This window comes from Streptomyces cinereospinus, assembly GCF_042430725.1.
GTDB classification, from domain to species: domain Bacteria; phylum Actinomycetota; class Actinomycetes; order Streptomycetales; family Streptomycetaceae; genus Streptomyces; species Streptomyces cinereospinus.
Map to the genome: position 1 here is coordinate 1 of NZ_JBHMCY010000101.1, position 24,766 is coordinate 24,766.

Annotated in this window: 17 protein-coding genes; 8 read left to right on the forward strand and 9 right to left on the reverse strand. The window is 75.1% G+C overall.

All coding sequences use genetic code 11. The features are described from left to right. On the reverse strand, positions 1–275 hold a 275-nt coding region (locus ACFF45_RS32680), incomplete at its 3' end, for a maltotransferase domain-containing protein (RefSeq protein ID WP_381350532.1). 657 nt (positions 276–932) lie between these two features. On the opposite strand from ACFF45_RS32680, the gene ACFF45_RS32685 reads away from it, so the two are divergent. Continuing rightward, positions 933–3,551: a glycosyltransferase family 1 protein gene (locus tag ACFF45_RS32685; RefSeq protein ID WP_381350552.1), complete on the forward strand. Its 2,619-nt coding sequence runs from the start codon at positions 933–935 to the stop codon at positions 3,549–3,551. A 91-nt stretch (positions 3,552–3,642) separates the two neighbouring features. On the opposite strand, the gene ACFF45_RS32690 is transcribed toward ACFF45_RS32685, so the two are convergent. The 4 genes from ACFF45_RS32690 to ACFF45_RS32705 form a co-directional block, all read right to left on the reverse strand. Further along, a complete protein-coding gene (locus ACFF45_RS32690; RefSeq protein WP_381350533.1) occupies positions 3,643–4,146 on the reverse strand; it encodes a DUF1990 domain-containing protein in 504 nt (167 codons plus the stop codon). A gap of 93 nt (positions 4,147–4,239) precedes the next feature. After that, positions 4,240–6,291, reverse strand: a complete 2,052-nt coding sequence (locus tag ACFF45_RS32695; protein WP_381350534.1) for a M4 family metallopeptidase — start codon at positions 6,289–6,291, stop codon at positions 4,240–4,242. A gap of 263 nt (positions 6,292–6,554) precedes the next feature. Then, entirely contained in the window at positions 6,555–8,339 is a 1,785-nt protein-coding gene (locus ACFF45_RS32700) for an ABC transporter ATP-binding protein (RefSeq protein ID WP_381350536.1), read from the reverse strand. Further along, complete coding sequence (locus ACFF45_RS32705; RefSeq protein ID WP_381350537.1) at positions 8,336–10,063, reverse strand: ABC transporter transmembrane domain-containing protein; 1,728 nt, start codon at positions 10,061–10,063, stop codon at positions 8,336–8,338. The genes ACFF45_RS32700 and ACFF45_RS32705 overlap by 4 nt, the downstream gene beginning before the upstream one ends. A 164-nt stretch (positions 10,064–10,227) precedes the next feature. Between ACFF45_RS32705 and ACFF45_RS32710 the strand changes: the two genes are divergently transcribed. Beyond that, a complete protein-coding gene (locus ACFF45_RS32710; RefSeq protein ID WP_381350539.1) occupies positions 10,228–10,503 on the forward strand; it encodes a hypothetical protein in 276 nt (91 codons plus the stop codon). Between the two features lie 35 nt (positions 10,504–10,538). Here ACFF45_RS32710 and ACFF45_RS32715 read toward each other — a convergent pair whose 3' ends face one another. The 3 genes from ACFF45_RS32715 to glgX all read right to left on the reverse strand — a co-directional run bounded on the left by ACFF45_RS32715 (position 10,539) and on the right by glgX (position 16,749). Then, positions 10,539–12,422, reverse strand: a complete 1,884-nt coding sequence (locus ACFF45_RS32715) for an ABC transporter ATP-binding protein (protein ID WP_381350540.1) — start codon at positions 12,420–12,422, stop codon at positions 10,539–10,541. After that, positions 12,419–14,206 (reverse strand): ABC transporter ATP-binding protein, encoded by a 1,788-nt coding sequence (locus tag ACFF45_RS32720; protein WP_381350541.1) that lies wholly within the window; start codon positions 14,204–14,206, stop codon positions 12,419–12,421. The genes ACFF45_RS32715 and ACFF45_RS32720 overlap by 4 nt, the downstream gene beginning before the upstream one ends. A gap of 305 nt (positions 14,207–14,511) precedes the next feature. After that, positions 14,512–16,749 (reverse strand): glycogen debranching protein GlgX, encoded by a 2,238-nt coding sequence (gene glgX / locus ACFF45_RS32725; protein WP_381350542.1) that lies wholly within the window; start codon positions 16,747–16,749, stop codon positions 14,512–14,514. A gap of 150 nt (positions 16,750–16,899) precedes the next feature. On the opposite strand from glgX, the gene ACFF45_RS32730 reads away from it, so the two are divergent. The 5 genes from ACFF45_RS32730 (at position 16,900) to ACFF45_RS32750 (ending at position 21,541) form a co-directional block, all read left to right on the forward strand. Next, complete coding sequence (locus ACFF45_RS32730) at positions 16,900–18,138, forward strand: L,D-transpeptidase (protein ID WP_381350543.1); 1,239 nt, start codon at positions 16,900–16,902, stop codon at positions 18,136–18,138. 176 nt (positions 18,139–18,314) lie between these two features. Then, the gene (locus ACFF45_RS32735; protein WP_381350544.1) at positions 18,315–19,610 is read left to right on the forward strand and encodes a L,D-transpeptidase; all 1,296 of its coding nucleotides are present in this window, start codon (positions 18,315–18,317) and stop codon (positions 19,608–19,610) included. A gap of 72 nt (positions 19,611–19,682) precedes the next feature. Continuing rightward, the gene (locus ACFF45_RS32740) at positions 19,683–20,450 is read left to right on the forward strand and encodes an enoyl-CoA hydratase/isomerase family protein (protein WP_381350546.1); all 768 of its coding nucleotides are present in this window, start codon (positions 19,683–19,685) and stop codon (positions 20,448–20,450) included. Between the two features lie 273 nt (positions 20,451–20,723). Beyond that, positions 20,724–21,278: an ATP-binding protein gene (locus ACFF45_RS32745; RefSeq protein WP_381350547.1), complete on the forward strand. Its 555-nt coding sequence runs from the start codon at positions 20,724–20,726 to the stop codon at positions 21,276–21,278. Positions 21,279–21,328: 50 nt separating this feature from the next. Next, the gene (locus ACFF45_RS32750; RefSeq protein WP_381350548.1) at positions 21,329–21,541 is read left to right on the forward strand and encodes an EF-hand domain-containing protein; all 213 of its coding nucleotides are present in this window, start codon (positions 21,329–21,331) and stop codon (positions 21,539–21,541) included. Between the two features lie 57 nt (positions 21,542–21,598). On the opposite strand, the gene ACFF45_RS32755 is transcribed toward ACFF45_RS32750, so the two are convergent. Beyond that, positions 21,599–23,509: a glycoside hydrolase family 84 protein gene (locus ACFF45_RS32755; RefSeq protein ID WP_381350549.1), complete on the reverse strand. Its 1,911-nt coding sequence runs from the start codon at positions 23,507–23,509 to the stop codon at positions 21,599–21,601. 266 nt (positions 23,510–23,775) lie between these two features. On the opposite strand from ACFF45_RS32755, the gene ACFF45_RS32760 reads away from it, so the two are divergent. After that, complete coding sequence (locus tag ACFF45_RS32760; RefSeq protein ID WP_381350550.1) at positions 23,776–24,651, forward strand: hypothetical protein; 876 nt, start codon at positions 23,776–23,778, stop codon at positions 24,649–24,651. Positions 24,652–24,766 lie beyond the last annotated feature (115 nt).

Sequence of the window (24,766 nt, forward strand, 5' to 3'; positions counted from 1 at the left end):
CGCAGGACGACGTTGGCGGCGACCGCGTCATGGCCCTCGCGGAACACGGTGGCCGAGATCTCGAACACCTCGCCGGTCACGGCCTTCGCGGGCCGCCGTCCGTGCTGGACGACCGGGCGGACGTCGAGGACCGGTATGCGCCCGACGGCGGTGGCGTCGCCCGCGGAGGGTTGCTCCGGGGCCGGCGGACCGGCGTCGACCGGGCGCCCGGGGGGTGCTTCGGTGCTGTCGGTGCTGGGTGTCGGGGGTGCTGACGAGTGGTGCGCTGCGGGCATCACCGCTCCGTTCCGCGTCAACGTGGGTGGGCGGATGGCTGTGGGGAGGTGGGTCGTGCGCGGGTGTGCCTGTGGGGCGTACCGCAGGAGCCTTCCCACCCTATTCGGGTGGGCAATCCGGCACTTTGTTAACTACCCACGCCTTTGTCTGCGCACAAGACCGGCCCCGTTCCGGACGAGCGGGGCCGATGCTGGCAGGGGCTGGAGAAGGGGCCGCGACCACCGCGGGACCACGAGGAGTTCGTTCGGTGAACCGGGGCCCCGACCGCAGACCTTCCCGGACACAGTGCCCGCCACCGGGGCAGGGCCGCCCCCGCCGGGACGCCGGCGCACGGGGTGCCGGAGGCGGTCCGCACGCCGGTCCGGACGGCTAACCCCCGCGGTGAGGTGCCGCAAAGATGGCCGATTTTCGCCCCATGATCCCCGGTGCGTCGGGCTGTCCGGCCGCCGGGGAGGCCCCGTGTGGTGCGGTGCGAAACGCCGTAAGGACGTGTGTGCGGGCAGAATCGGCCAAATCCCTCATGAAGGACGGACGAAGGTCGTTCCGGGCACGCGCGCGGAGTCGGCCACGGCGACGCCGGGTAGCCACTACCGTCGACACCGATGACGGGGCGCACACCGCTGTGCGTCCTTCTCCGCACGCTGACGAGGTGGAATGTGAAGGCGATCCGTCGATTCACCGTCCGACCCGTTCTCCCCGGACCGCTCAGGCCGCTCAGCGACCTGGCGCGCAATCTGCGCTGGTCCTGGCATACGGAGACACGCGAGCTGTTCCAGTCCGTCGATCCGGAACGGTGGGCCGCGTCGGGCGGTGACCCGGTACGGCTGCTGGGCAGCGTCCCGCCCGCGCGCCTCGCCGAGCTGGCCGAGGACCGCCGCTTCCTGCGCCGGCTGACCACCGTCGCCGGCGATCTCGACGACTACGTCACGGGGGACCGCTGGTACCAGGCGCACTCCGGCGACCTGCCCGCCGCCGTCGCCTACTTCTCCCCGGAGTTCGGCATCACGGCCGCCCTGCCGCAGTACTCCGGCGGCCTCGGCATCCTGGCCGGCGACCACCTCAAGGCGGCCAGCGACCTCGGCGTACCGCTGATCGGGGTGGGGCTGCTCTACCGGCACGGCTACTTCCGGCAGACCCTCTCCCGGGACGGCTGGCAGCAGGAGCACTACCCGGTCCTCGACCCCAACGAGCTGCCGCTGGTCCTGCTCAAGGAGGAGGACGACGCGCCCGCCCAGGTCACCCTGGCCCTGCCCGGCGGGCGGCAGTTGCGCGCCCGGATCTGGCTGGCCCAGGTCGGCCGGGTGCCGCTGCTGCTGCTCGACTCGGACGTCGAGGAGAACGACCTCGGCGAACGGGGGGTGACCGACCGGCTGTACGGCGGGGGCAGCGAGCACCGGCTGCTCCAGGAGATGCTGCTCGGCATAGGGGGTGTGCGCGCCGTGCGGACGTACTGCCGGCTCACCGGGCACCCCGAGCCCGAGGTCTTCCACACCAACGAGGGGCACGCCGGTTTCCTGGGCCTCGAACGCATCGCCGAACTCTGTGACAGTGGACTGGACTTCGACTCGGGGCTGGAGGCGGTCCGGGCCGGCACCGTCTTCACCACCCACACGCCCGTCCCGGCCGGCATCGACCGCTTCGACCGCGAGCTGGTCGCCCGGCACTTCGGGCCCGACGCCGAACTCCCGCGCATCGACGTCGAGCGGATCCTCCAGCTCGGCATGGAGACCTATCCGGGCGGCGAGCCCAACCTGTTCAACATGGCCGTGATGGGCCTGCGCCTGGCCCAGCGCGCCAACGGCGTCTCGCTGCTGCACGGCAACGTCAGCCGGGAGATGTTCTCCGGGCTGTGGCCGGGCTTCGACGCCGACGAGGTCCCGATCACCTCCGTCACCAACGGGGTGCACGCCCCGACCTGGATCGCCCCCGAGGTCTTCCGGCTCGGCGCCCGGCAGGTCGGCGCGCAGCGCGCCGAGGACGCCTTCACCGGCGGTGGCGAGGAGCGCTGGGAGGCCGTCGCCGACATCCCCGGCCAGGACGTCTGGGAGCTGCGCCGCACCCTGCGGGAGCAGCTGGTGACCGAGGTGCGGCAGCGGCTGCGGGCCTCCTGGCGGCAGCGCGGGGCCGGCACGGCCGAGCTGGGCTGGATCGACGGCGTGCTCGACCCGGACGTCCTCACCATCGGCTTCGCGCGGCGCGTCCCGTCGTACAAGCGGCTGACGCTGATGCTGCGGGACCGGGACCGGCTGATGGACCTGCTGCTGCACCCGGAGCGGCCGGTCCAGGTCGTCGTCGCGGGCAAGGCGCACCCGGCCGACGAGGGCGGCAAGCGGCTGATCCAGGAACTGGTGCGGTTCGCCGACGACCCGCGGGTGCGGCACCGGATCGTGTTCCTGCCCGACTACGGCATGGCGATGGCGCAGAAGCTCTACCCGGGCTGCGACATCTGGCTGAACAACCCGCTGCGCCCCCTGGAGGCCTGCGGCACCAGCGGCATGAAGGCGGCGCTCAACGGCTGCCTCAACCTCTCCGTGCTGGACGGCTGGTGGGACGAGTGGTTCCAGCCCGACTTCGGCTGGGCGATCCCGACGGCCGACGGGGCGGGCACCGACCCCGACCGCCGCGACGACATCGAGGCGGCGGCGCTGTACGACCTGCTGGAACAGCGGATCACCCCGCGCTTCTACGAGCGCGGCCCGGACGGCCTGCCCGACCGCTGGATCGAGATGGTCCGCCAGACGCTGATGCTGCTCGGCCCGAAGGTGCTGGCCGGCCGGATGGTCGGCGAGTACGTCGAGCGGCTGTACGCCCCCGCGGCCCGCGCCCACCGCACGATGGACCCGGACTCGGCGCGCGAACTGGCCGGGTGGAAGGCGAGGCTGCGCCGGTCCTGGCACGGCGTGCGGGTCGACCACGTGGAGACCTCGGCCGCCCGGGCGACCGCCGAGCTCGGCTCGACCCTCACCCTCCGGGTCCGCGTCGCCCTCGGCGACCTGGCCCCCGACGACGTGGAGGTGCAGGCGGTCTCCGGCCGCGTCGACTCCGAGGACCGCATCGCCGACGCCACGACGGTCCCGCTGAAACCGGCGGGCGGGCCGGACCTCGACGGGCGGTGGGTGTACGAGGGCCCGCTGTCCCTCGACCGGACCGGGCCGTACGGCTACACGGTGCGCGTCCTGCCCGCGCACCGGCTGCTGGCGACCAGCGCCGAGCCGGGGCTGGTGGCGGTGCCGTCGCAGGACGCGGTGGAGGGGGCGGGGGTGCTGCTGCGGTGAGGCCGGGCCGGCCCGGTCCGCCCCGCGGCTGAGGACGGGACCGTCCGGGCCGGCGCGGGGGTCCGGGGGCGGCGGCCCCCGGGCTCCCCGCTCACTCCAGCCCGGCGCACAGCCTGCGCAGCGTGCCGCCGCACCGCCGGGCGAACGCCGCCTGCAGGCCCCGGCCCGCCGCCCCGCCCGCCCGGGCGTACCAGGCGGCGGGCCGGCTGAACGACGACACCGTGAGCCAGACCGTGCCGTCTCCCGTCCGCTCCACGACGAACGCCTCCTCGCCGCACTCCGGGTGACCGGGCAGGGTGCCGTACGCCCAGCCCGCGCGGCGGTACTCCGACACCGTCCAGACAACCCGGCAGGGGGCCTTGATCAGGCCGGCGAGGGTGACGGTGACGTCGACGCCGGGGGCGGCGCGGTCGGCGGTGGCCTCGACGCCCACGCCGCTCGCGCGGTGCATCTCCCAGGTGAACGCCGCCTCGGCGGCCCGGCGGAACACCCGTTCGCCCTCGCCGAGGCGGGTCCGCACGTGCAGCGGGTGGAAACCGGGCGGGCAGAAGCCCGTCTCCCGGGTCGCGCCGACATCCTCGTACGTGAACGACATGCGGCCAAGCGTAGGGCGGCACCCGGCGCCGCCCGCGCGCCGGGTGCCGCCGTCACGGACCGGTGCGGACGGACCCGGCAGACCCGGACGGGCCTACGGGAACGTCAGCTGCCAGCTGTTGACGTAGCCGGTGTCCCGCGTCGCCTGGTCCTGCACCCGCAGCTGCCAGGTGCCGTTGGCGGCCTCGGCGGAGGCGTCGACGGTGTAGGTGGTGTTCACGTCGTCCGCCGAGTCGGAGGAGCTGAAGTTCTTCAGGCGGTACGCCGTCCCGTCCGGGGCCAGCAGGTCGATCACCAGGTCGCCGCGCCAGGTGTGCACGATGTCCACGCCGACCTGGAGGCCGGCCGGGGCGTTGCCCGCCCGGCCGGACACGGTGATCGAGGAGGTCACGGCGGCGCCGTTGTCCGGGATCGACACATCGGCGGCGTTCTCGAAGGAGGTGCCGCCGCCCGGGCCGCCGGGCCGCGCACCGACCGCGACGCCCGCCCACGCGTCCTGCACCGCCTTGTACTCGGCGCTCGTGGTGCCGTACAGCTCGCCGGCGACCGCCAGGGTGCCGGTGCGGGCGGCCGCGTAGTTGGTGGTGGACGTGAACTTGGTGGTGAGCGCCCTGAACCAGATCTGCTCCGCCTTCGCCCGGCCGATGCCGGTGACCGGCAGCCCGTCCGCGGTCGGCGAGTTGTAGCTGACGCCGTTGATCGTCCTGGCGCCGCTGCCCTCGCTCAGCAGGTAGAAGAAGTGGTTCGCCGGGCCGGAGGAGTAGTGCACGTCGATCGAGCCGATGCCCGAGTACCAGGTGTCCTTCGACGAGCCGTCCTTGCTCGGCTGGTCCATGTAGCGCAGCGGGGTGCCGTCGCCGTTGATGTCGATCTCCTCGCCGATGAGGTAGTCACCGACGTCCGAGGAGTTGTCGGCGTGGAACTCGACGGCCGCGCCGAGGATGTCGGAGGTCGCCTCGTTCAGGCCGCCGGACTCGCCGCTGTAGACGAGCTTCGCGGTCGCCGACGTCAGGCCGTGGGTCATCTCGTGGGCGGCCACGTCGATCGAGGTGAGCGGGTTGGCGTTGCCGGAGCCGTCGCCGTAGGTCATGCAGAAGCAGCTGTCGGACCAGAACGCGTTGACGTAGTTGTTGCCGTAGTGGACCCGGGAGTAGGCCCCGACGCCGTCGCCGCGGATGCCGTTGCGGCCGTGCACGTTCCTGTAGTAGTCCCAGGTCAGCGCGGCCCCGTAGTGGGCGTCCGCGGCGGCCGACTCCAGGTTGGACGGGGTGCCGTCGCCCCACACGTCGTCCGCGCCGGAGAAGAGCGTGCCGGTGCCGGAGGTGCCGCGGTTGAGGTTGTACGTGCGGTGGTTGCCGCGGGCGCCGTCGGTGAGGGTGTACGCCGAGCCGGACTGGGCCGTGGTGAGCGGGACCGTGCCGCTGTAGACGGTGTGCCCGGTGCCGTTGCGCACCGCCTGGTACGCCCAGAGCCTCTCGCCGGTGGTGGCGTCGGTGACGACGTGCAGTTCCTGCGGGGTGCCGTCGTGCCGGAGGCCGCCGACGACCGTCTCGTAGGCGAGGGCGGGCGTGCCGCTCGCGGCCCAGACGACCTTGCGGGGCCCGCCGCTGACGTCGGGGCGGCCGGCCTGCTCGGCGCGGGCGGCACCGAGTGCCTGCCGCTCCGCCTGGCCGGCCGCGACCGCGGGGGTGAGCGAGGGAACCGTGATGGCGGCGCGGGTCGCCCTGGTGACGGCCTCGGTGCGGCCGTCCCCGGCCGTCGCGACGACCAGGTCGCCGCCGAGCACCGGCAGGCCGGCGTAGGTCCGCTCGTAGCGGGTGTGGACCGTGCCGTCGGCGTCCTTGACGACGTCCCGGACCACGAGCCGCTCCTGCGCGCCCAGGTTCAGCTCCTGGGCCGTCGCCGCCTTCTGGGCGTCCGCCTCGCGGATCAGCGCCGTGCGCTGGGCCGGGGTGAGCTTCACCGGCAGGGCGCCCGGGTCCGCCTGGGCCGGCGCGGCCGGCGCCCGCTCCGGGGTGGCGGCCGCGGCGCCGGACTGCACGGCGGCGGCGAGGAACGCGGCGACGCCCGCCAGGGCGACGGCCGCCGCGCGGGGGGCGCGTCTGTGGGAGGAACCGTTGCTCGATGAGGAACTGCTGCTCAACACTGACTCCTTCTGCGTGGCCGCGGGTCGCGCGGCCAGGGAGGATCCGGACGGCGGGTGGGCCGTCCGGGCAGAACGCGAGAGAAGGTGCACGCGGCCACGGGCGCGCCACAGCGACGTGGAGGTGGGGTTGCTGTGAAGTGGCCGTGAGAAGCGTGACACCGCCGGGCTGGATTGTCAGGGGCGCGTCAATAGTTTGGCCGGAAATCGTTCGTTGTCCGGGAGTTCACGTTCGGTATACGAACATCGCGCGGTAACACGGGCGTTCACCGCGTCGGCCCCCCGTGCCAGGTCCGCCACAGCCGGGCGTAGGCCCCGTCCGCCGCCACCAGCTCCTCGTGCGGGCCGAGTTCGGTGATGCGCCCGGACTCCATCACCGCCACCCGGTCCGCGTCGTGCGCGGTGTGCAGCCGGTGCGCGATGGCGACGACCGTGCGGCCCTCGAGCACCGCGGCCAGGGCGCGCTCGGTGTGCCGGGCGGTCGCCGGGTCGAGCAGCGCGGTGGCCTCGTCGAGGACCAGGGTGTGCGGGTCGGCCAGCACGACCCGGGCGAGAGCGAGTTGCTGGGCCTGCGAGCCGTCCGTGCGGCAGCCTCCCGCCCCCAGCCCGGTGTCGAGGCCGGCGGGCAGCGCGCGCACCCAGCCGGCGGCGCCGACCGCGCCGAGCGCGGCCCACACCTGCTCGTCCGTGGCGGCCGGTTCGGCGATCAGCAGGTTGTCGCGGACCGAGCCGAGGAAGACGTGGTGCTCCTGGGTCACCAGCACGACCTGGCGGCGCAGCCGCTCCGGTCCCAGCGCGGCGACCGGCACCCCGCCCACCGTCACCCGGCCCGCGTCCGGCGCGTCGACGCCGGCCAGCAGCCTGCCCAGCGTGGACTTGCCCGCGCCGGACGGGCCGACCACCGCGAGCCGTTCCCCGGGCCGGATCGTCAGGTCGACGCCGCGCAGCACCTCGCCGCCCCGGTCGTAGGCGTAGCGGACGCCGGACACGTCGATGCGGTGGCCGGCCGGGTCGGGGCAGCCGGCCGCGGCCGCCCGGGGTGCCATCACCAGCCCCTCCACCCGGGCGAAGGAGGCGTTGCTCATCTGCAACTGCTCGACCCGGACCAGGAGCACGTCCAGCGGCTCGGTCACCTGCCGCAGGTACAGCGCGGCCGCCACCACCGCCCCCAGGGTCACCGCCCCCCGTTCGAGCAGGAAGCCGCCCACCAGCAGCGCGCCCACCACCGGGAAGGCGTACGCGAAGTCGGCGGCCGGGAAGAACACGCTGCGCAGCCCCAGCGTGTGGAGCCGGGTGCGCCGCGCCTCGGCCAGCGCGTCGCGGCTCGCGGCGGTCCGGCGCGCCTGGAGCCCGAACGCCTCGACGGTGCGGGCGCCGTCCGCGGTGGCCGCGAGCACCTCCGCGACGTCCGAGGTGGCCGCGCCCTCCGCCAGGTAGGCGGAGCGCGCCCGGCGCAGGTACCAGCGCAGCGGGAACCAGATGCCGAGCCAGCCCAGCAGCGCGCAGGCGCCCAGCAGCGGATCCAGCGCGAGCACCGCCCCGCACAGGAACAGCACCTGCAACGAGGCGATGAGCAGCTCGGGCCCGGCGTCCCGCAGGGTGGTGCCGACGGTGGTGACGTCGGCGGTGCCCCGGGCCGTCAGGTCGCCGGTCCCGGCCCGTTCCACCACCGACGCGGGCAGCGCCAGCGCCCGGTCGACGAACCGCTCCCGGATCCGCGCCAGGGTCCGCTCCCCGAACCGGTGCCCGGCGTACCGCGCCCACCGGGACAGCAGCAACTGCGCCAGCGCGCACCCCAGGAGCGCGAGCGCCAGCCGGTCGACGACGTCGACGCCGCGGCCGGACCGCACCTCGTCGACGATCCGCCCCAGCAGCCACGGTCCGGCCAGTCCCACCCCGGCGGCCAGCGCGTTCAGCGCCAGGACGGCGGCGAACGCCCGGCCGTCCGCCCGGACCAGCCCCGCCATGGCCCGCCGCACCTCGGCCGGCCCGGCGACGGGCAGCCGGCCCGCGGGGTCCGCCGGGACGGCCGACGGGGTCCTGGACGTCATCGCACGGCCTCCTCGGGGTCCGCGTCGGTCTGCGCGTCCCGCGCCACCAGCGCCCGGTACCCCAGGGCGCGCCCGAGCAGCTCCGCGTGGCTCCCCTGGGCCGCGACCTTGCCGTCGGTCAGGAAGTACACGGTGTCCGCCCGGTCCAGCAGCAGCGGCGAGGTGGTGGTGACGACGGTCGTGCGGCCCGCGCGCGCGTGCCGCAGCCGCTCCGCCACCACCGCCTCGGTGTGCGCGTCCAGCGCGGACGTCGGCTCGACCAGGAGCAGCACCTCGGGGCGGGCCAGCAGCGCCCGCGCCAGCCGCACCCGCTGCTGCTGCCCGCCGGAGAGGTTGCGGCCCTGCGCGTCGACGCGCGAGTCGAGCCCGTCCGGCAGCCCGCGCACGACGTCGTCGGCCGCGGCGGCGTGCACCGCCCGGGCGACGGCCCGGTCGTCGTCGGCGGTGCGCCGCCCGAGGACCACCTCCCGCAGGGTGCCGGCGAACAGGTCGGCCTCGGGGTCCGCGACCAGGATCCGGTCCCGCACCTGGGCGAGGGCGATCTCGTCCAGCCGTGTGCCGCCCCAGGTGGCCTCCGAGGGGGTGTGGCGGCCGAGCCGGTCGACGATCCGCGCCGCGTCGGCGGGCCGCGCGCAGGCGAGCGCGGTCAGCCGCCCCGGCAGCACCCGCACGCCCGACTCCGGGTCGTGCAGCGCGGACGGCTCGGCCGGGGCGTCGAGCGTCCCGCCGCCGTCCAGCGGGTCGAGCCGCAGGAACCGTACGACCCGCCGCGCGGCCACCAGGCCGCGGCCGATCTGCCGGCCGAACTCCAGGACGTACGACACCGGCGTCACCAGCACCGCGACATAGCCGTACACCGACACCAGCTCGCCCATCGTGATGTCCCCGCGGGCCGCCAGCCGGGCCGCGAGCCAGGTGACCACGGCCAGGAACACCGTCGGCAGGCCCAGACCCAGCGCCTGGATCCAGCTGGTCACCGCGCCGACCCGGTACCCCTCGGCGCGCAGCTGCCCGGAGTCGCGGCGGAAGGCCCCGGCGACCACTTCCCCGCCGCCGAGCCCGGCCAGCACGCGCAGCCCGCCGGCCAGGTCGCCGATGCGCGCGGTCAGCGCGCCCTGCCGTTCCCGGTAGGCCGTCTCGGTGCGCTGGAGCCGGCCCATCAGCGGACCCGCGAGCACCCCGGTCAGCGGCACGCCCAGCAGCACCACGGCGGCCAGCGGCGCGGACACCGTGAGCAGCAGGGCGGCGACGGTGGCGTACCCGGCGAGCGCGCCGGCCCCCGGGCCGACGAAGGTCAGCGAGGTGGCCACGGTCTGCACGTCGCCCACGCCGATGGTGACGACCTCCCCGGCCGCGACCTGCCGGCGCAGCGAGCTCCCGAGCCGGACCGCCTGCCCGACGACGACCTTGACCGTACGGAAGGTGGCGTCCATCCGCAGCCGGGTCATCGTGCGGTGCCGGGCGATGTTCAGCCAGGCGTTGAGCGCCCCGGCCGCCAGCACGGCCGCCGCCCAGCCGAGCAGTGCCCCGCGGTCACCGGGCTCCAGCCCGTCGTCGATCGCGCGGGCGAGCAGCCAGGGCACCACCGCGGGCATCGCCAGCGACACGGTGCCCAGCAGCGCCCCGGCGGCCGACCGGCCCGGCTGGCTGCGCACCAGCCACCACAGGTAGCGGGCGGGACCGCGGCTGTCGGGTGTGCCGGGATCCTCGTACGCGTCGATCATGCGCCCCTCCGCCTGCTCCCGTCGGATACGGCCGACCATGTGGCCGGCCGTCACGGTGGTCCATGGACGTCCGTCACCGGAGCCGCGGAACGCCACGCGCACCCCGCGGGGGCCGCCTCCGGGGCCCGGCGGCGGCGCTCGGCGGGCCCGTGCCGGAGGAACACGTGCCGGGCAGCGTCTCCTGCGGCACCTGCGTGCGCCACCGGCCCGGCGTCGGCCTGCCGTTCGAGGCCGTCCCGGTGCGGAACAGCCTGTGCGCCTCGCAGACGGCCGGCGCCGTCCGCTGCCTCGACCCGTGCAGCGGCCACCCCTTCGCCGGCACCCGCCGGTACGTCGAGGACGCCGGCCTCGCCCCGGACGGCCTCCGTGCCGCCCCGGAGCCCAACGCCCGCGCCGTCCGCCCCCGCCCGGACGCGCTGCCGAGGCGCCGGCGCCGCTGACCCGGCCCGGCGCGGGCCGGCGGCGGGCCGCCCCCTCACGCCAGACTGTCCCGCCACGCCCGGTGCAGCCCCGCGAACCGTCCCGTCCCCCCGACGAGTTCGGCCGGGGGGCCGTCCTCCACGATCCGGCCGCGCTCCATCACCAGCACCCGGTCCGCGATCTCCACGGTGGACAGCCGGTGCGCGATCACCACGGCCGTACGGCCCCTCAGCACGGTCGCCATCGCCCGCTGCACCGCCCGCTCGCCCGGCACGTCCAGCGAGCTGGTCGCCTCGTCGAGGATCAGCACCGCCGGGTCGGCGAGCAGCGCCCGCGCGAAGGCGACCAGCTGACGCTGCCCGGCGGAGATGCGGCCGCCCCGCTTGCGCACGTCCGTGTCGTACCCGTCGGGCAGCGCGGCGACGAAGTCGTGGGCGCCGATCGCCTGCGCGGCCGCCTCGATCTCCGCACGGCTCGCGTCCGGCCGCCCGATGGCGATGTTCTCGGCGACCGTGCCGGAGAACAGGAACGACTCCTGCGTCACCATCACCACCCCGCGCCGCAGCTCCGGCACGGCCAGCTCGCGCAGGTCGACCCCGTCGAGCAGCACCCGCCCGTCGCTCGGGTCGTAGAAGCGGGCCAGCAGCTTGGCCAGCGTCGACTTGCCCGCGCCGGTGGAGCCGACCACCGCGACCGTCTGCCCGGCCGGGATCGTGAGGTCGAAGCGGGGCAGCACCTCGCCGCCGGTGCGGTAGGCGAAGCGGACGCCGTCGAAGACCACCTCGCGGCCGGGGTGCGCGCAGGCCCGGGGCGGCAGCTCCCGGGGCACCGACGGCTCCGGCACCGACGGCGTCTGGGCGAGCAGCCCGGCGATCTTCTCCAGCGAGGCCGCCGCCGACTGGTAGGAGTTCAGGAACATGCCGAACCGGTCGATCGGGTCGTACATCCGCCGCAGGTACAGCACCGCCGCCGCCAGCACGCCCAGCGCCAGCGTGCCGTCCGCGACCCGGTGGGCGCCCCAGAGCACGATCAGCGCGACCGCCGTGTTGCCCACGATCCGCGCGCCGACGACATAGCGGGCCATCTCCAGCAGCGCGTCGCCGTTGGTCCGCTCGTGCCGCCGGTTCAGCACCCGGAACCCGGCGTCGTTGACGCCCTCCCGGCGGAACGCGCGCACCGGGCGGATGCCGTTCATCGTCTCCACGAACTTCACGATCACCGCGGCGGCCGCCGTCGACCGCGTGGCGTACACCCGCCGCGCCCGCCGCTGGTACACCCGCATCAGCCACCACAGCGGCCCGAACGACGCCACCGCGACCGCACCGAGGCCCAGATCCAGCCAGAGCAGGATCGTCGCCACGTACACACAGGACAGGATCACCGTCACCAGTTCCTGGAGGCCCTCCTCCAGCAGCTCGCGCAGCGACTCGACGTCCGTGGTGGAGCGGGAGATCAGCCGGCCGGAGGTGTAGCGCTCGTGGAAGTCGACGCTCAGCGCCTGCGCGTGCCGGAAGATCCGGCCGCGCAGGTCGAGCAGCACGTCCTGGCTGACCCGGGCGGAGGTGACGACGAAGGCGTACCGCAGCCCGCCGGAGGCGACCGCGCACAGCAGGTATCCGGCCGCCACCGCGATCAGCGGCCCCTGGTCGTGGGCGCGCAAGGCGGGCACGGCGTCGTCGATGGCGTACGCCACCAGCAGCGGACCCGCCTGCACGGCCGCCTGCTGGAGCAGCAGCAGGAGCGTGGTCAGGGCCACCCGGGCCCGCATCGGCGCGAGCAGGGACCGCAGCAGGGCCCCGGTGGCGCCCGGCGGGGCGGGCAGGGCGTCCTTGTCGAACGGGTCGTCGGCGCCGGCCGGCGCGGTCGCTTCGGCGTCGGCGTCGGCGGCGGGAGCGGAGGTGGCGGAGGTGGCGGAGGTGGCGGAGGGGGTCGCGGTCATCGGGAAGCCTCCCGTTTTGTCCCGGACATCAGGTGGGCGTACTCGGCGTGGTCGCGCAGCAGTTCGTGGTGGGTGCCGACGGCCGTGATCCGGCCGTCGGACAGCAGGGCGACCCGGTCGGCGAGCAGCACCGTGGACGGGCGGTGCGCCACGATCAGCGCGGTGGTGCCGGCCAGCACCTCCCGCAGCGCCGCCTCCACGGCGGCCTCGGTGTGCACGTCCAGCGCCGACAGCGGGTCGTCCAGCACCAGGAACCGCGGCCGCCCCACGACCGCCCGGGCCAGTGCCAGCCGCTGCCGCTGACCGCCGGACAGGCTGAGCCCCTGCTCGCCGACCTGGGTGTCCGCGCCCTGCGGCAGGCCGTGGACGAAGTCGGCCTGGGCGACGGACAGGGCGCGCTCCAGTTCGGCGGCTCCGGCCTCGCCGGGGGCGCCCATCAGGACGTTCTCCGCGACGCTCGCCGAGAACAGCGTCGGCTCCTCGAAGGCGACGGCGACCTGGGCGCGCAGTTCCCGCCGGGACAGGGCGGTGATGTCCACGCCGTCCAGGGTGATCCGCCCCGAGGTCACCTCGTGCAGCCGGGGCACGAGCGCGGTCAGCGTGGTCTTGCCGCTGCCGGTCGCGCCGACGAGGGCCATCGACTCGCCGGGACGGATGTGCAGGTCGACGTGGCGCAGCACGGGCGGGGCGCCGGCGGGGGCGTCGGGGTAGCGGAAGCCGACGCCGTGGAAGCGCAGTCCCCGCTCGGCCGAGACCTCCCGCGCGGTGCCGGCCGGGGCGGTGGCCGTCTCCGGCTCCGCGTCCATCACCTCGCAGTACCGCTCCGTCGCCGTCGCCGCCTCCTGGCTCATCGCCAGCAGGAACCCGATCGAGTCGACGGGCCAGCGCAGGGCGAGCGCCGTGGACAGGAAGGCCACCAGCGTGCCGGCCGACAGCCGGCCGTCCGCCACCCGCACGGCCCCCAGCACCAGGGCCGCCCCGATGGCCACCTCGGGCAGCGTCACGATGACGCCCGTGATCGTCGCCAGCAGCCGGGCCTTGCGCAGCTCCGTCCCCCGCAGCGTGCGCGACAGCTCCCGGAACGCCAGCGCCTGACTGCGGTGCCGGCCGAACCCCTTGACGACGCGGATGCCGAGCACGCCCTCCTCGACGACCGTGGTCAGGTCACCGCCCTGGTCCTGCGCGCGCCGGGCCACCCCGGCGTACCGCTGCTCGAAGACCACGCAGCTGACGATCACCGGCACGGCCGGCCCCAGGACCACCAGGCCCAGCGTCAGGTCCTGCCCCAGCATGATGATCACGCCGACCAGGATCGTCACCCCGTTGACCAGCAGGAAGGTCAGCGGAAAGGCGAGGAACATGCGCAGCAGCATCAGGTCGGCGGTGCCCCGGGACAGCAACTGCCCCGAGGCCCAGCGGTCGTGGAACGCCACCGGCAGCCGTTGCAGGTGCCGGTACAGATCCGCCCGCATCGCCGCCTCGACCCCGGCCAGCGGGCGCGCCACCAGCCACCGCCGCAGCCCGAACAGCAGCGCCTCGGCCAGCCCGAGCAGCAGCAGGAACAGCGCGCCGAGCCACACGCCCGCCGGGTCCCGGCCGGCGACCGGCCCGTCCACGAGCCACTTGAGCACCAGCGGGATCACCAGGCCGACGCAGGAGGCGACGATCGCCACGAACGCGGCGGTGAACAGACGGGCCCGCACCGGCCTGACGTAGGGCCACAGGCGCAGCAGCGAGCGGACGGCGGAACGGTCTCGGGTCGTGGCGGCACGTGTCGTCGGCATCGGGAGCGAGCCTACGGACCGGCACGGACGGCGCCTACCGGGTTTTGGCCGGACCGCGGTCCGCCGATGGTCCTACGACCTGCGGGTTCGGGCGGTCCCGCGGGCCGGGCCGCGCCCGCGGACCACGTCTGCGCGTCACGCCTGGGGGTGACCCCGCCGGATCATGCCTCCGGCTGGGGCGGCAGACCGGCCGCGATCCGCTCCCAGGACGCCTGCGGCGCGGCCGGCGGCTCCGGGCGGTGCCGGCCGGGCCGCGCCGGGGCCGACGGTCCGGCCCGGGAGTTCACGGACCGGCAACAGGCGCCTCAGCCGACCCGCAGCAGCAGCACCGACCGGGCCGGCACCGTGATCGCCCGCCCCGCGGGGTGGGTCACCCCGGGCGCCGCCTCCTGCTCCTCGCACGACGTGTCGACGACCACCTCGTACCGCTCCGCCCACGGCGGCCCCGGCAGGACGAAGCTGACGGGCCGCTCCCCGGCGTGCAGCACGGCGAGGAAGCTGTCGTCGAGGATCGGCGCCCCCCGCTCGTCGCGGCCCGGGATGTCCCGCCCGGACAGGTACATGCCGAGCGTGGCGGCGGGCGCGTACCAGTCCCGCTCGGTCATCTCCGTGCCCCGCGCGGTGAACCACGCCAGGTCGCGCAGCCCGTCCGCGGAGTGCGCCCGGCCGGAGAAGAACGCCCGCCGTCGCAGCACCGGGTGCCGGTGCCGCAGGGCGATCAGCCGGGACGTCAGGTCGCACAGCGCCTTCCAGCCCGGCTCCCGCAGCAGCCCCCAGTCCACCCAGCTGATCTCGTTGTCCTGGCAGTACGCGTTGTTGTTGCCCCGCTGCGTGCGCCCCAGCTCGTCGCCCGCGACCAGCATCGGCACGCCCGTCGACAGCAGCAGCGTGGTCAGCAGGTTGCGCAGCTGCCGCCGCCGCAGCTCCCGCACCCGCTCGTCGCCGGTCTCGCCCTCCGCCCCGCAGTTCCAGGCGCGGTTGTCGTCCGTGCCGTCCCGGTTGCCCTCGCCGTTCGCCTCGTTGTGCTTGCGCTCGTAGGAGACGAGGTCCCGGAGCGTGAAACCGTCGTGCGCGGTGACGAAGTTGACCGAGGCGTACGGCCGCCGGCCGCCCCAGGCGTAGAGGTCGCTGGAGCCCGACAGCCGGTACCCCATCTCCCGCACGTCGGGCAGCGCGTGCCGCCAGAAGTCCCGCACGGCGTCGCGGTAGCGGTCGTTCCACTCCGTCCACAGGGGTGGGAAGGCGCCCACCTGGTAGCCGCCGGACCCCACGTCCCACGGCTCGGCGATCAGCTTCACCCGGCGCAGCACCGGGTCCTGCGCGATGACGGCGAGGAACGGTGACAGCATGTCCACGTCGTGCATGGACCGGGCCAGCGCCGCCGCCAGGTCGAAGCGGAAGCCGTCCACGCCCATCTCCGTCACCCAGTAGCGCAGCGAGTCGGTGATGAGCCGCAGCACGTGCGGCTGGACGACGTGCAGCGTGTTGCCGCAGCCGGTGTAGTCGGCGTAGCGGCGGGCGTCGGACTGCAACCGGTAGTAGCCGCGGTTGTCGATGCCCTTCAGGGACAGCGTCGGGCCGAGCTCGCCCGCCTCCGCCGTGTGGTTGTAGACCACGTCGAGGATGACCTCGATGCCGGCCGCGTGCAGCGCGCGCACCATCCGCTTGAACTCGCCGACCTGCTGCCCGCGGGTGCCGGACGCGGCGTACCCGGCGTGCGGGGCGAAGTAGCCGATGGAGTTGTAGCCCCAGTAGTTCCCCAGGCCCCGGCGCAGCAGGTGGTCCTCGTGCGCGTACTGGTGCACGGGCAGCAGTTCGACGGCCGTGACGCCCAGCCGCGTCAGGTGCTCGACCGCCGCCGGATGGGCCAGGCCCGCGTAGGTGCCGCGCAGCTCCTCGGGGATGCCGGGGTGCAGCCGGGTGAAGCCGCGCACGTGCAGCTCGTAGATCACCGAGTCCGCCCACGGCGTCTTCGGGCGGCGGTCGTCCGACCAGTCGTCGTCGTCGTGGACGACGACGCCCTTGGGGACGAACGGCGCCGAGTCCCGCTCGTCCCGCACGGTGTCCGCGACCTGCTGCTGGGGCCAGTCCCGGACGTGCCCGTAGACCTCCGGCGGCAGGCCGAAGTCGCCGTCCACCGCGCGCGCGTACGGGTCGAGCAGCAGCTTCGCCGGGTTCCAGCGGCCGCCGGTCCACGGATCCCAGCGGCCGTGCACCCGGTAGCCGTAGCGCTGCCCCGGCATCACCCCCGGCACGAAGCCGTGCCATATCTCGTGGGTCAGCTCGGTCAGGCGGTGGCGGCGCTCGGTGCCCTCCTCGTCGAACAGGCACAGCTCGACGGCCTCCGCCCCGCCCGCCCACAGCGCGAAGTTGGTCCCGGCCACCCCGTCCGGGCCGACCCGGAACCGGGCCCCCAGCGGGGTCGCCGAACCCGGCCGCACCGGCACCGCGGCGGCCGGTGCCGCCCGCGGCGCGCCGTTCACCGCGGCGGCCGGGCGTCCGCCCTGCCCGGCCACCGTCTCCTGCTCGGCTGCGCTGGACACCTGTCAGCCTCCCGCGGCTCGTCACGACGACATCGGCCGGGGCGCGGCGTCCCGTCCGCGACCCCGGCCCGTCGTCCTCCCCCCTGTTCTGCCCAGAGCTCGGGTCGCACTCACGTTTCCCCAGGGCGGCCCCGGTCGTTGGACACGTTTGTGAGACACGTACAGAGGAACGCACAGGGGCGCGCGCGGCGCGCGAGGGCCGCACTGGCCGCCGTACTGACATGGGCGGGACTGCTGGCCGGGGTCACCGGCTGCACCACGGACGGGCCGGGCACCCGCGGCGCACCCGGCGCGCCGCGGGCCGCCGAGGACACCATCGCCATCGCGCCGGACGACGGCAGCAAGGGCGTCCGGCCGGGCGAGGAGCTGTCCGTCCGGGTGTCCAGCGGGCGCCTGGAGTCGGTACGGGTCGTCAAGTACCAGGACGCCCAGGAGACGCCGGTGCCCGGCCGGATCTCCGGGGACGGCCGGCGCTGGGACCCCGCCGACGGCAGGCTGGCGCCGGCCGCCCGGTACACCGTCGACGCGGTGGCCGTGGACGGCCGCGGCCACCGCTCCGCCCGGTCCACCGCCTTCACCACCCAGGTCCCCGGGGAACGCTTCATCGCGTACGTCACCCCCGAGCACCGCTCGCTGGTCGGCACCGGCATGATCGTCAGCCTGAGGTTCAACCGGGAGATCGCCGACCGCGCGGCCGTCGAGCGGGCGGTGCGGGTCACCGCGCGACCCGCCGTCGAGATCCGCGCGCACTGGTTCGGCGGCGACCGGCTCGACTTCCGCCCCGAGCGGTACTGGCGGCCCGGCACCGAGGTCACCGTCGACCTGCGGCTGCGCGACGTCGAGGGCGCGCCCGGGGTCTACGGGATGCAGGACAAGGCGGTCGCCTTCACCGTCGGCCGCAGCCAGGTCTCGCTGGTCGACGCGGAGCGGCACACCATGGAGGTACGCCGCGACGGCGAGCTGCTCGGCACCGTGCCGATCACCGCGGGAACACCCAGGAACCCGACGTACAACGGGAAGATGGTGGTCACCGACCTGTACGAGGTGACCCGGATGAACGGCGACACGGTCGGCTTCGGCGGGGAGTACGACATCCCGGACGTCCCGCACGCCATGCGCCTCACCGAGTCCGGCACCTTCCTGCACGGCAACTACTGGGCGTCGCCCGACGCCTTCGGGGAGACCAACGTCAGCCACGGGTGCGTCGGGCTGCGGGACGAGAAGGGCGGCAGCTCGCAGACCCCGGCGGGCTGGTTCTTCGACCGCACCCTGGTCGGGGACGTGGTCGAGGTCGTCAACAGCGACGACAAGAGGGTCGCCGCCGACAACGGGCTCGGCGGGTGGAACATGGCGTGGCAGGAGTGGAAGGCCGGCAGCGCCCGGAGCTGAGCCCGCTGGGGGCGGGCGGCGGCTGGTTGATGTTGGAACGGAACGGTGACCATCGCGCGGCCTCGGCCGCGCCGACCCTGTGGTTACTATGCGCCGAAAGCGCGGGACGCGCAGGGGAGCGGGCCCGACGGGGCCCGGTGGGGGCCCGGTCCGGGGCCCGTTGAGGGGAGAACGACGTGAACGTGCGGCCGGTTTCGGGGGCGTCGGTTGACGCGCGGGTGGGACGGACGGGCCGGGGCCGGGCCGGGCACGGACGCAAGGGGCTGGCGCTGGTCGCCGGTGCGCTGCTGCTGACCGTCACGGCGTGCGCCTCGGGCCCGGAGTCCGGGTCGGGCCCGGAGTCCGGGTCGGGCTCCGGAGCCGGCGCGGAGGCCGGCACGGGCAAGGGCGCGGCCACGGCGGAGAGCAAGCAGTCCGAGGCGGCCGTGACCATAGCGCCCGGGGACGGCGCCTCGTCCGTCGACACCAACGGGGCCCTGAAGGTGACCGCCGCCGGGGGAAAGCTGACCGAGGTCGTCGTCAAGGACGCCAAGGGCACCGAGATAGCCGGGAAGATATCCGAGGACGGCGCCACCTGGACGCCGTCCACCCACCTGGCCGCCGCCACCAGGTACCAGGTGCACGCGGTCGCGAAGGACTCCGCCGGCCGTGCGGCCGCCGAGACCGCCGGCTTCACCACCCTGACGCCGCAGAACACCTTCATCGGCCACTTCACCCCCGAGGACGGCTCGACCGTCGGCGTGGGCATGCCCTTCTCGCTCAACTTCACCCGGGGCATCACCCACCCCGACGAGGTCGAGAAGGCCATCGAGATCAAGACCGAGCCGGCCGTCGACGTCGAGGGCCACTGGTTCGGCAACGACCGGCTCGACTTCCGCCCCGAGAAGTACTGGAAGGCCGGTACCAAGGTCACCGTCCGGCTCAACCTCGACGGCGTCGAGGGCCGCCCCGGCGTCTACGGCGAGCAGGCCAAGACCGTCTCCTTCACCATCGGCCGCGACCAGGTCTCCGTCGTCGACGCCAAGAAGCTCACGATGAAGGTCACGCGGGACGGCAAGGTCGTCAAGACCATCCCGGTCACCACCGGCAAGCCCGGCATGGAGACCTGGAACGGCCAGCTGGTCGTCAGCGAGAAGCACGAGGTCACCCGGATGAACGGCGAGACGGTCGGCTACGGCGGCGAGTACGACATCAAGGACGTGCCGCACGCCCTGCGCCTGACCACCTCGGGCACCTTCCTGCACGGCAACTACTGGGCGAGCGACGCCTTCGGCGGCTACAACGCCAGCCACGGCTGCATCGGGCTGCGCGACGTGCGCGGTGGCTGGGACAAGGACGCACCGGCCGCGTGGTTCTTCGACAACTCGATGGTCGGCGACGTGGTCGTGGTGAAGAACTCCGACGACCGGATCGTGGACCCGGACAACGGGCTCAACGGCTGGAACATGCCGTGGGAGAAGTGGACGGCCTGAGCTGCCGACGCGACGGGCCCGGTGTGACGGACGGCACCGGGCCCGTCGCCGAGCCCCCGATAACCTGCTGGCATGACCGTGAATCTCGAAGTCGCCGAGGGCGTCGGTACCCTGCGCCTCGACCGCCCGCCCATGAACGCGCTGGACATCGCCACGCAGGACCGGCTGAAGGAACTCGCCGAGGAGGCCGCGCGCCGCGACGACGTGCGCGCGGTCGTCGTCTACGGCGGCGAGAAGGTGTTCGCGGCCGGCGCGGACATCAAGGAGATGCAGGACATGGACCACACGGCGATGGTCCTGCGCGCCCGCGCCCTCCAGGACGCGTTCACGGCCGTGGCGCGCATCCCCAAGCCGGTGGTGGCGGCGGTGACGGGCTACGCCCTCGGCGGCGGCTGCGAGCTGGCGCTGTGCGCGGACTACCGCGTCGCCGCGGACAACGCCAGGCTCGGCCAGCCGGAGATCCTGCTCGGCCTGATCCCGGGCGCCGGCGGCACTCAGCGCCTGGCCCGGCTGATCGGCCCGTCCAGGGCCAAGGACCTGATCTTCACCGGCCGGATGGTCAAGGCCGACGAGGCGCTGAGCCTCGGCCTGGTGGACCAGGTGGTCCCGGCGGCCGAGGTGTACGGCACGGCGCACGCGTGGGCGGCGCGGCTGGCGCAGGGCCCCGCGCTCGCGCTGCGGGCGGCGAAGGAGTCGATCGACACCGGCCTGGAGACGGACATCGACACCGGCCTCGCCGTCGAACGGAACTGGTTCGCGGGTCTGTTCGCCACCGAGGACCGGGAGCGCGGGATGCGCAGCTTCGTGGAGGAGGGGCCGGGCAAGGCCAAGTTCCTCTGAGACAGGCGCGTCAGGGCTTGCTCTTGACGCGCTGTCTGATCCGGGTCCCTCGATGGGGCGGTTCGCGGAGGCCGTCGGCCGGCTGTGGGCCCGCCTGTCGAGGGAGTCCGTCCGGTGCCGCCGGCCGACTCCTCGTCGCAGGCCAGGGGGGCTGTCGCCGCCTCCTTCCTGCCTCCGGCATATGCCGGACGGAGTGTTCGGGGCGAGGCTGCGAGGGGGGCGTATTCCGTGGGAACGGCCCCGCGGGGCGCGCCGGGCGGCCATGATGGGGGCATGGCGGGGCTGGAGGGCATCGAACAGCCGCAAGGACGCGGCCGTGCGACCGCGGCGCGCTGGTCGCCGGCGGTCGAGGACGAACGAGCGCTCAAGGCACTGGAGTCGTTCGGCAACCCGACGGAGGCGGAGGTGTCGCTGCCGTCCCGCCCCGAGTCCGCCGCGACCGCGCGCCGGCTCGCCCAGGTCGTCGTCCTGCGTCAGTGGGGCCTGTCCGCCAGGATGACCGAGGACGCCGTCCTGCTCGTCTCCGAACTGGTGGGCAACGCCGTGCGCCACACCGGCGCCCGCGTCTTCGGCCTCCGGATGCGCCGGCGCCGGGGCTGGATCCGCGTCGAGGTCCGCGACCCCTCCCGGGGCCTGCCCTGTCTCATGCCGGTCCACGAGACGGACGTCAGCGGCCGGGGCCTGTACCTCGTCGACATGCTCGCCGACCGCTGGGGGGCGGACCTGCTGCCGCGCGGCAAGACGACCTGGTTCGAGATGAGGGTGGCGGACCGCCAGGAGACGCCCCTGTGCACGGCCACCGCGTCGGCCGCGGACCTGGGCGGTTAATCTGACCTGCGTCAGTACGACGGCAACAGCACGAGACGAGGGGCGGACCGGTGGCGGACATCGAGGAAGCGCGCAAGCAGTTCGAGCGGATCGACACGGACGGTGACGGCCGGATCACCGCCAAGGAGTTCAAGACCGCTCTGGCCCAGGGGGGCGACTGGAACGTCACCGAGGCGGTCGCCGAGGCCATCATCGCCAGCCGCGACCTCGACGGCGACAAGCTCCTGACGTTCGACGAGTTCTGGGCCCACCTGGACAAGTGAGCCCGCCCGAAGGGGCGCCCCTCGCCGGGCGCCCCTTCGGCGTCCGGCGCGGCCGGTTCAAGGCCCGTCCAGCGCCCGCGCCACGAACGCGTCCAGCACCCCCGCCCCCACCTCCACCGTGCGGACGCGGCCCTGCCAGTCGGTGACGGTGTGACCGCGGGCGGCCTCGCGCAGGGCGCGCACCCGCGCGCGGGTGTCCGTGCCGTCCCGCAGTGCCACCGCGGCCAGCGCCGCGCGCGCCCAGTCGTGGGCGGCGTCCAGCCAGGGGGCGGCGGAGCCGCGCAGCGCCCGCGGGACCGTGTCGCGGGCCGAGGCGAGCACCGTGAGGTGCTCGCGCAGGGCGTCCTCGGCGCCCGGGCCGCCGCGCCGGTACGCCTCGATCAGCGCGGCCAGCCTCGGCGCCGGAGCGGGGTCGAGGCGGGAGGCGTGGTTGAGGTCGGCGAAGGCGCGCAGCGCGGTGAGGGCGCGGCGGTCTCCGGCCGCGAGGAACCGCAGGCCCGCGTCGAGGGCGGCGGCGGGACGGTGGGCCTGCGGGTGCCAGGCGTAGGCGGCGAGCGAGAAGAGGGCGGGCAGCGAGGCGGCGGCCTGGTTCATCGCGTTGGCGGTCACACCCGCGACCACGCCCGGGACGCCGGGGTCGCGGCCCGTGTACGGGCCGAGCAGCAGGGTGCCCGGCGTGTAGTCGTTCACCGGGTAGTTGTCCCAGATCACCACCGGGTGCGCGTAGTGCCGCGCCGCCGCACGGGCCTGGCCGGTGCGCAGGGTGGGGGAGACGACCAGCGGGCCCGTCCACATGACGGTGACGCCGGCGTCCAGGGCGGCGGCCAGGGCGGTCTTGTAGGGGCCGGCGCGTGTGCCGTCGTACTCGGTGGGGACCGTGAGCAGGGGCGCGGCCTCCGGGCGGGGCGCCAGGAAGGCGCGCCGGACGTGGTTGAGGAGGTCCGCCTGGGCGCGCGCCACCGCCGCCCGCCCGGAGCCGTACGCCGCCCCGTCCGCGGGGCAGTTCCAGCGGGTGATGTCGATGTCGTCGAGCGGGACCGCGTACGCCCGCACCCCGGCCTGCCAGAGCTGGCGGAACTTGCGCAGCAGCGCGGCGCGGTCGGCGGCGGAGGAGTAGCAGACGGAGGGGCCGGGGGAGAGCGCGTAGACGAAGGAGACGTGGCGGGCCTCGGCGCGCCGGGCCAGTTCGCGCAGACCGGTCAGGCGTGCCGCGGGGTACGGCTCGCGCCAGCGGGCGCGCAGGTACGGGTCGTCCTTGGGGGTGTAGACGTACGTGTTGAGCTTGAAACGGGCGGCGAAGTCCAGCTGGGCCAGGCGTTCCCCGTGCGTCCACGGGGTGCCGTAGAAGCCCTCGACGACGCCGCGGGCGGCGGTGGCGGGCCAGTCCCGGACCCGGACGGCGGGCAGGGTGGTGCGAGCGGCGGCCGAGCCGACGGGGCGGACCAGCTGGGCGAAGGTCTGCGCGGCGTGGAAGGTTCCGGTCCGGTCCGCTCCGGCCAGGACGACGCGGGGTCCGCCGCCGGTGTGGCCCGCGGCGAGGACGTACCCGCCGCGGGGCAGCCCCCGGGGTGATCCGGCGGCCAGGCCCGCCGTCGTCCCGTCGGTCACCACCAGCAGCTCCCCGGAGCGCGGCTCGTCGCCGACGCGGATGTCACGGGCACCGCCCGCGCGCAGCGCCGCGACGACCGTGTCGAGGGCGGCCGGGTCCGTCGTGTCCCCGGTGCGCACCGCCACCGTGCGGCCGATGGCGACCGAGCCCCGGTCGTCGCGCACGACGCGCGGCGGCGGCCACAGGGCGGGCACCGGAGCCGGGGCGCCGGCGCGCGGCCGGGCGTCGCCCCCGGCGGACGGCGCCCCCGCGCGAGGCGGGCCGTCGCCGCCGTCCGCGCAGCCGCGCAGCAGCAGGACGATCACCAGCCCGAGCGCGCAGCCCGGCAGCAACGGTGACGGGATGCGGAGAGCACGCACCCGGTCCCCCTCCCTCGTGCGTCGCGGGTCGTCAACTCGCTTGTCAGCCACAGGGTATGACGCTGTGGCAGATGAGGGCGGATGGGTTGTGCGAAGCGGGCGGCGGGCATCGAAGGGGTCCGTGCGGCGTTCCTCGTCCGGGTGCGCCGGGCGGAAGGGGCACGTGCGCCGCGTTGTGCGCCAGTTGGCGTAGACGGAGGCGCTCACAGCTCGTATCCAGGTAGCGCGGGGCGGACGTGGCCCCGGCCGAGCACAGGAGGTCGCCGATGGCCGCGCCGGATCCTCTCAGCCACTGGATCGTCCTGCTGGACATCGAGGACTTCAGTCTGCGCGCGGAGACCGCGCAGGCGACCCTGCACGAAGCGCTCTACCACGTGGTGGAGTTCGCGCTGGCGCGCGCCGGTCTCGACCTCGCCGCGTGCGACGTGCAGGACCGCGGGGACGGCGCGCTGATCCTGATCCCCGTCAGCACCAGCCCCACCCGGCTGCTGCGCGAACTGGTGCGGGGCCTGGAGGACGCGCTGGCCGAACACCGGGGCACGTACAACGACGACCACCGGATGCGGCTGCGGGCCGGCCTGCACCAGGGGCTGGTCATCCGGCGCGGCCCGCGGTGGACCGGCACGGCCGTCAACGACCTGGCCCGGCTGGTGGACGCCGCCCCGGTCAAGCGGGTGCTCGCCCGGGCCGCCCGGGCAAACCTGGTGGTGGTCGTCTCCGAGGAGATCCACCGGTCGGTGGTGCTGGGCCGCTACCCGGGCATCGACCCGGCGGCCTACCTGCCCGCCGACTTCGTCACCAAGCACGACGAGCCGCGCCGGGGCTGGGTCACCGTACCCGGCTACCCGGCGCCTCCCGGACTTCCCGCGGACCCGGGGGAGCCGCCGCGTGACCGTGGGACACCCGGGGGAGCACCCGGCACGGGCGGCACCGCGGGAGGAGTGGGCGGCGGAGCCGGCACGGGGAGCCCGGCACCGCCGCCCACGTTCCACGTCCACGCCCCCGACCGCAGCCAACTGGCCTTCGGCGACGGCGCGCTGGCCGTCGGCGGCGACTACGTGGAGGGCGACAAGCACAGCTACGGCCCGGCGCCCCGGACCGGGGACCCCGCGTCCCGGCGTACCGCGGCGGACGGGTCATGAGCGGGGCACCCGGGCCCGCCGCTCCGGCGCCCGTGCCGCAGCCGGTCCCAGCCCCGGCACGCGGGGCGCCGCCGCCGGCCACCGCGCCCGCTCCGGCGCCCGGGGGCGGCCCCGG

Coding starts and splice junctions, on each gene's coding strand:
- ACFF45_RS32690 (WP_381350533.1), bottom strand. CDS start 4,146: ATGTCGTTCACGTACGAGGATGTCGGCGCGACCCGGGAGACGGGCTTC.
- ACFF45_RS32700 (WP_381350536.1), bottom strand. CDS start 8,339: ATGACGTCCAGGACCCCGTCGGCCGTCCCGGCGGACCCCGCGGGCCGG.
- ACFF45_RS32705 (WP_381350537.1), bottom strand. CDS start 10,063: ATGATCGACGCGTACGAGGATCCCGGCACACCCGACAGCCGCGGTCCC.
- ACFF45_RS32715 (WP_381350540.1), bottom strand. CDS start 12,422: ATGACCGCGACCCCCTCCGCCACCTCCGCCACCTCCGCCACCTCCGCT.
- ACFF45_RS32720 (WP_381350541.1), bottom strand. CDS start 14,206: ATGCCGACGACACGTGCCGCCACGACCCGAGACCGTTCCGCCGTCCGC.
- ACFF45_RS32740 (WP_381350546.1), top strand. CDS start 19,683: ATGACCGTGAATCTCGAAGTCGCCGAGGGCGTCGGTACCCTGCGCCTC.
- ACFF45_RS32745 (WP_381350547.1), top strand. CDS start 20,724: ATGGCGGGGCTGGAGGGCATCGAACAGCCGCAAGGACGCGGCCGTGCG.
- ACFF45_RS32760 (WP_381350550.1), top strand. CDS start 23,776: ATGGCCGCGCCGGATCCTCTCAGCCACTGGATCGTCCTGCTGGACATC.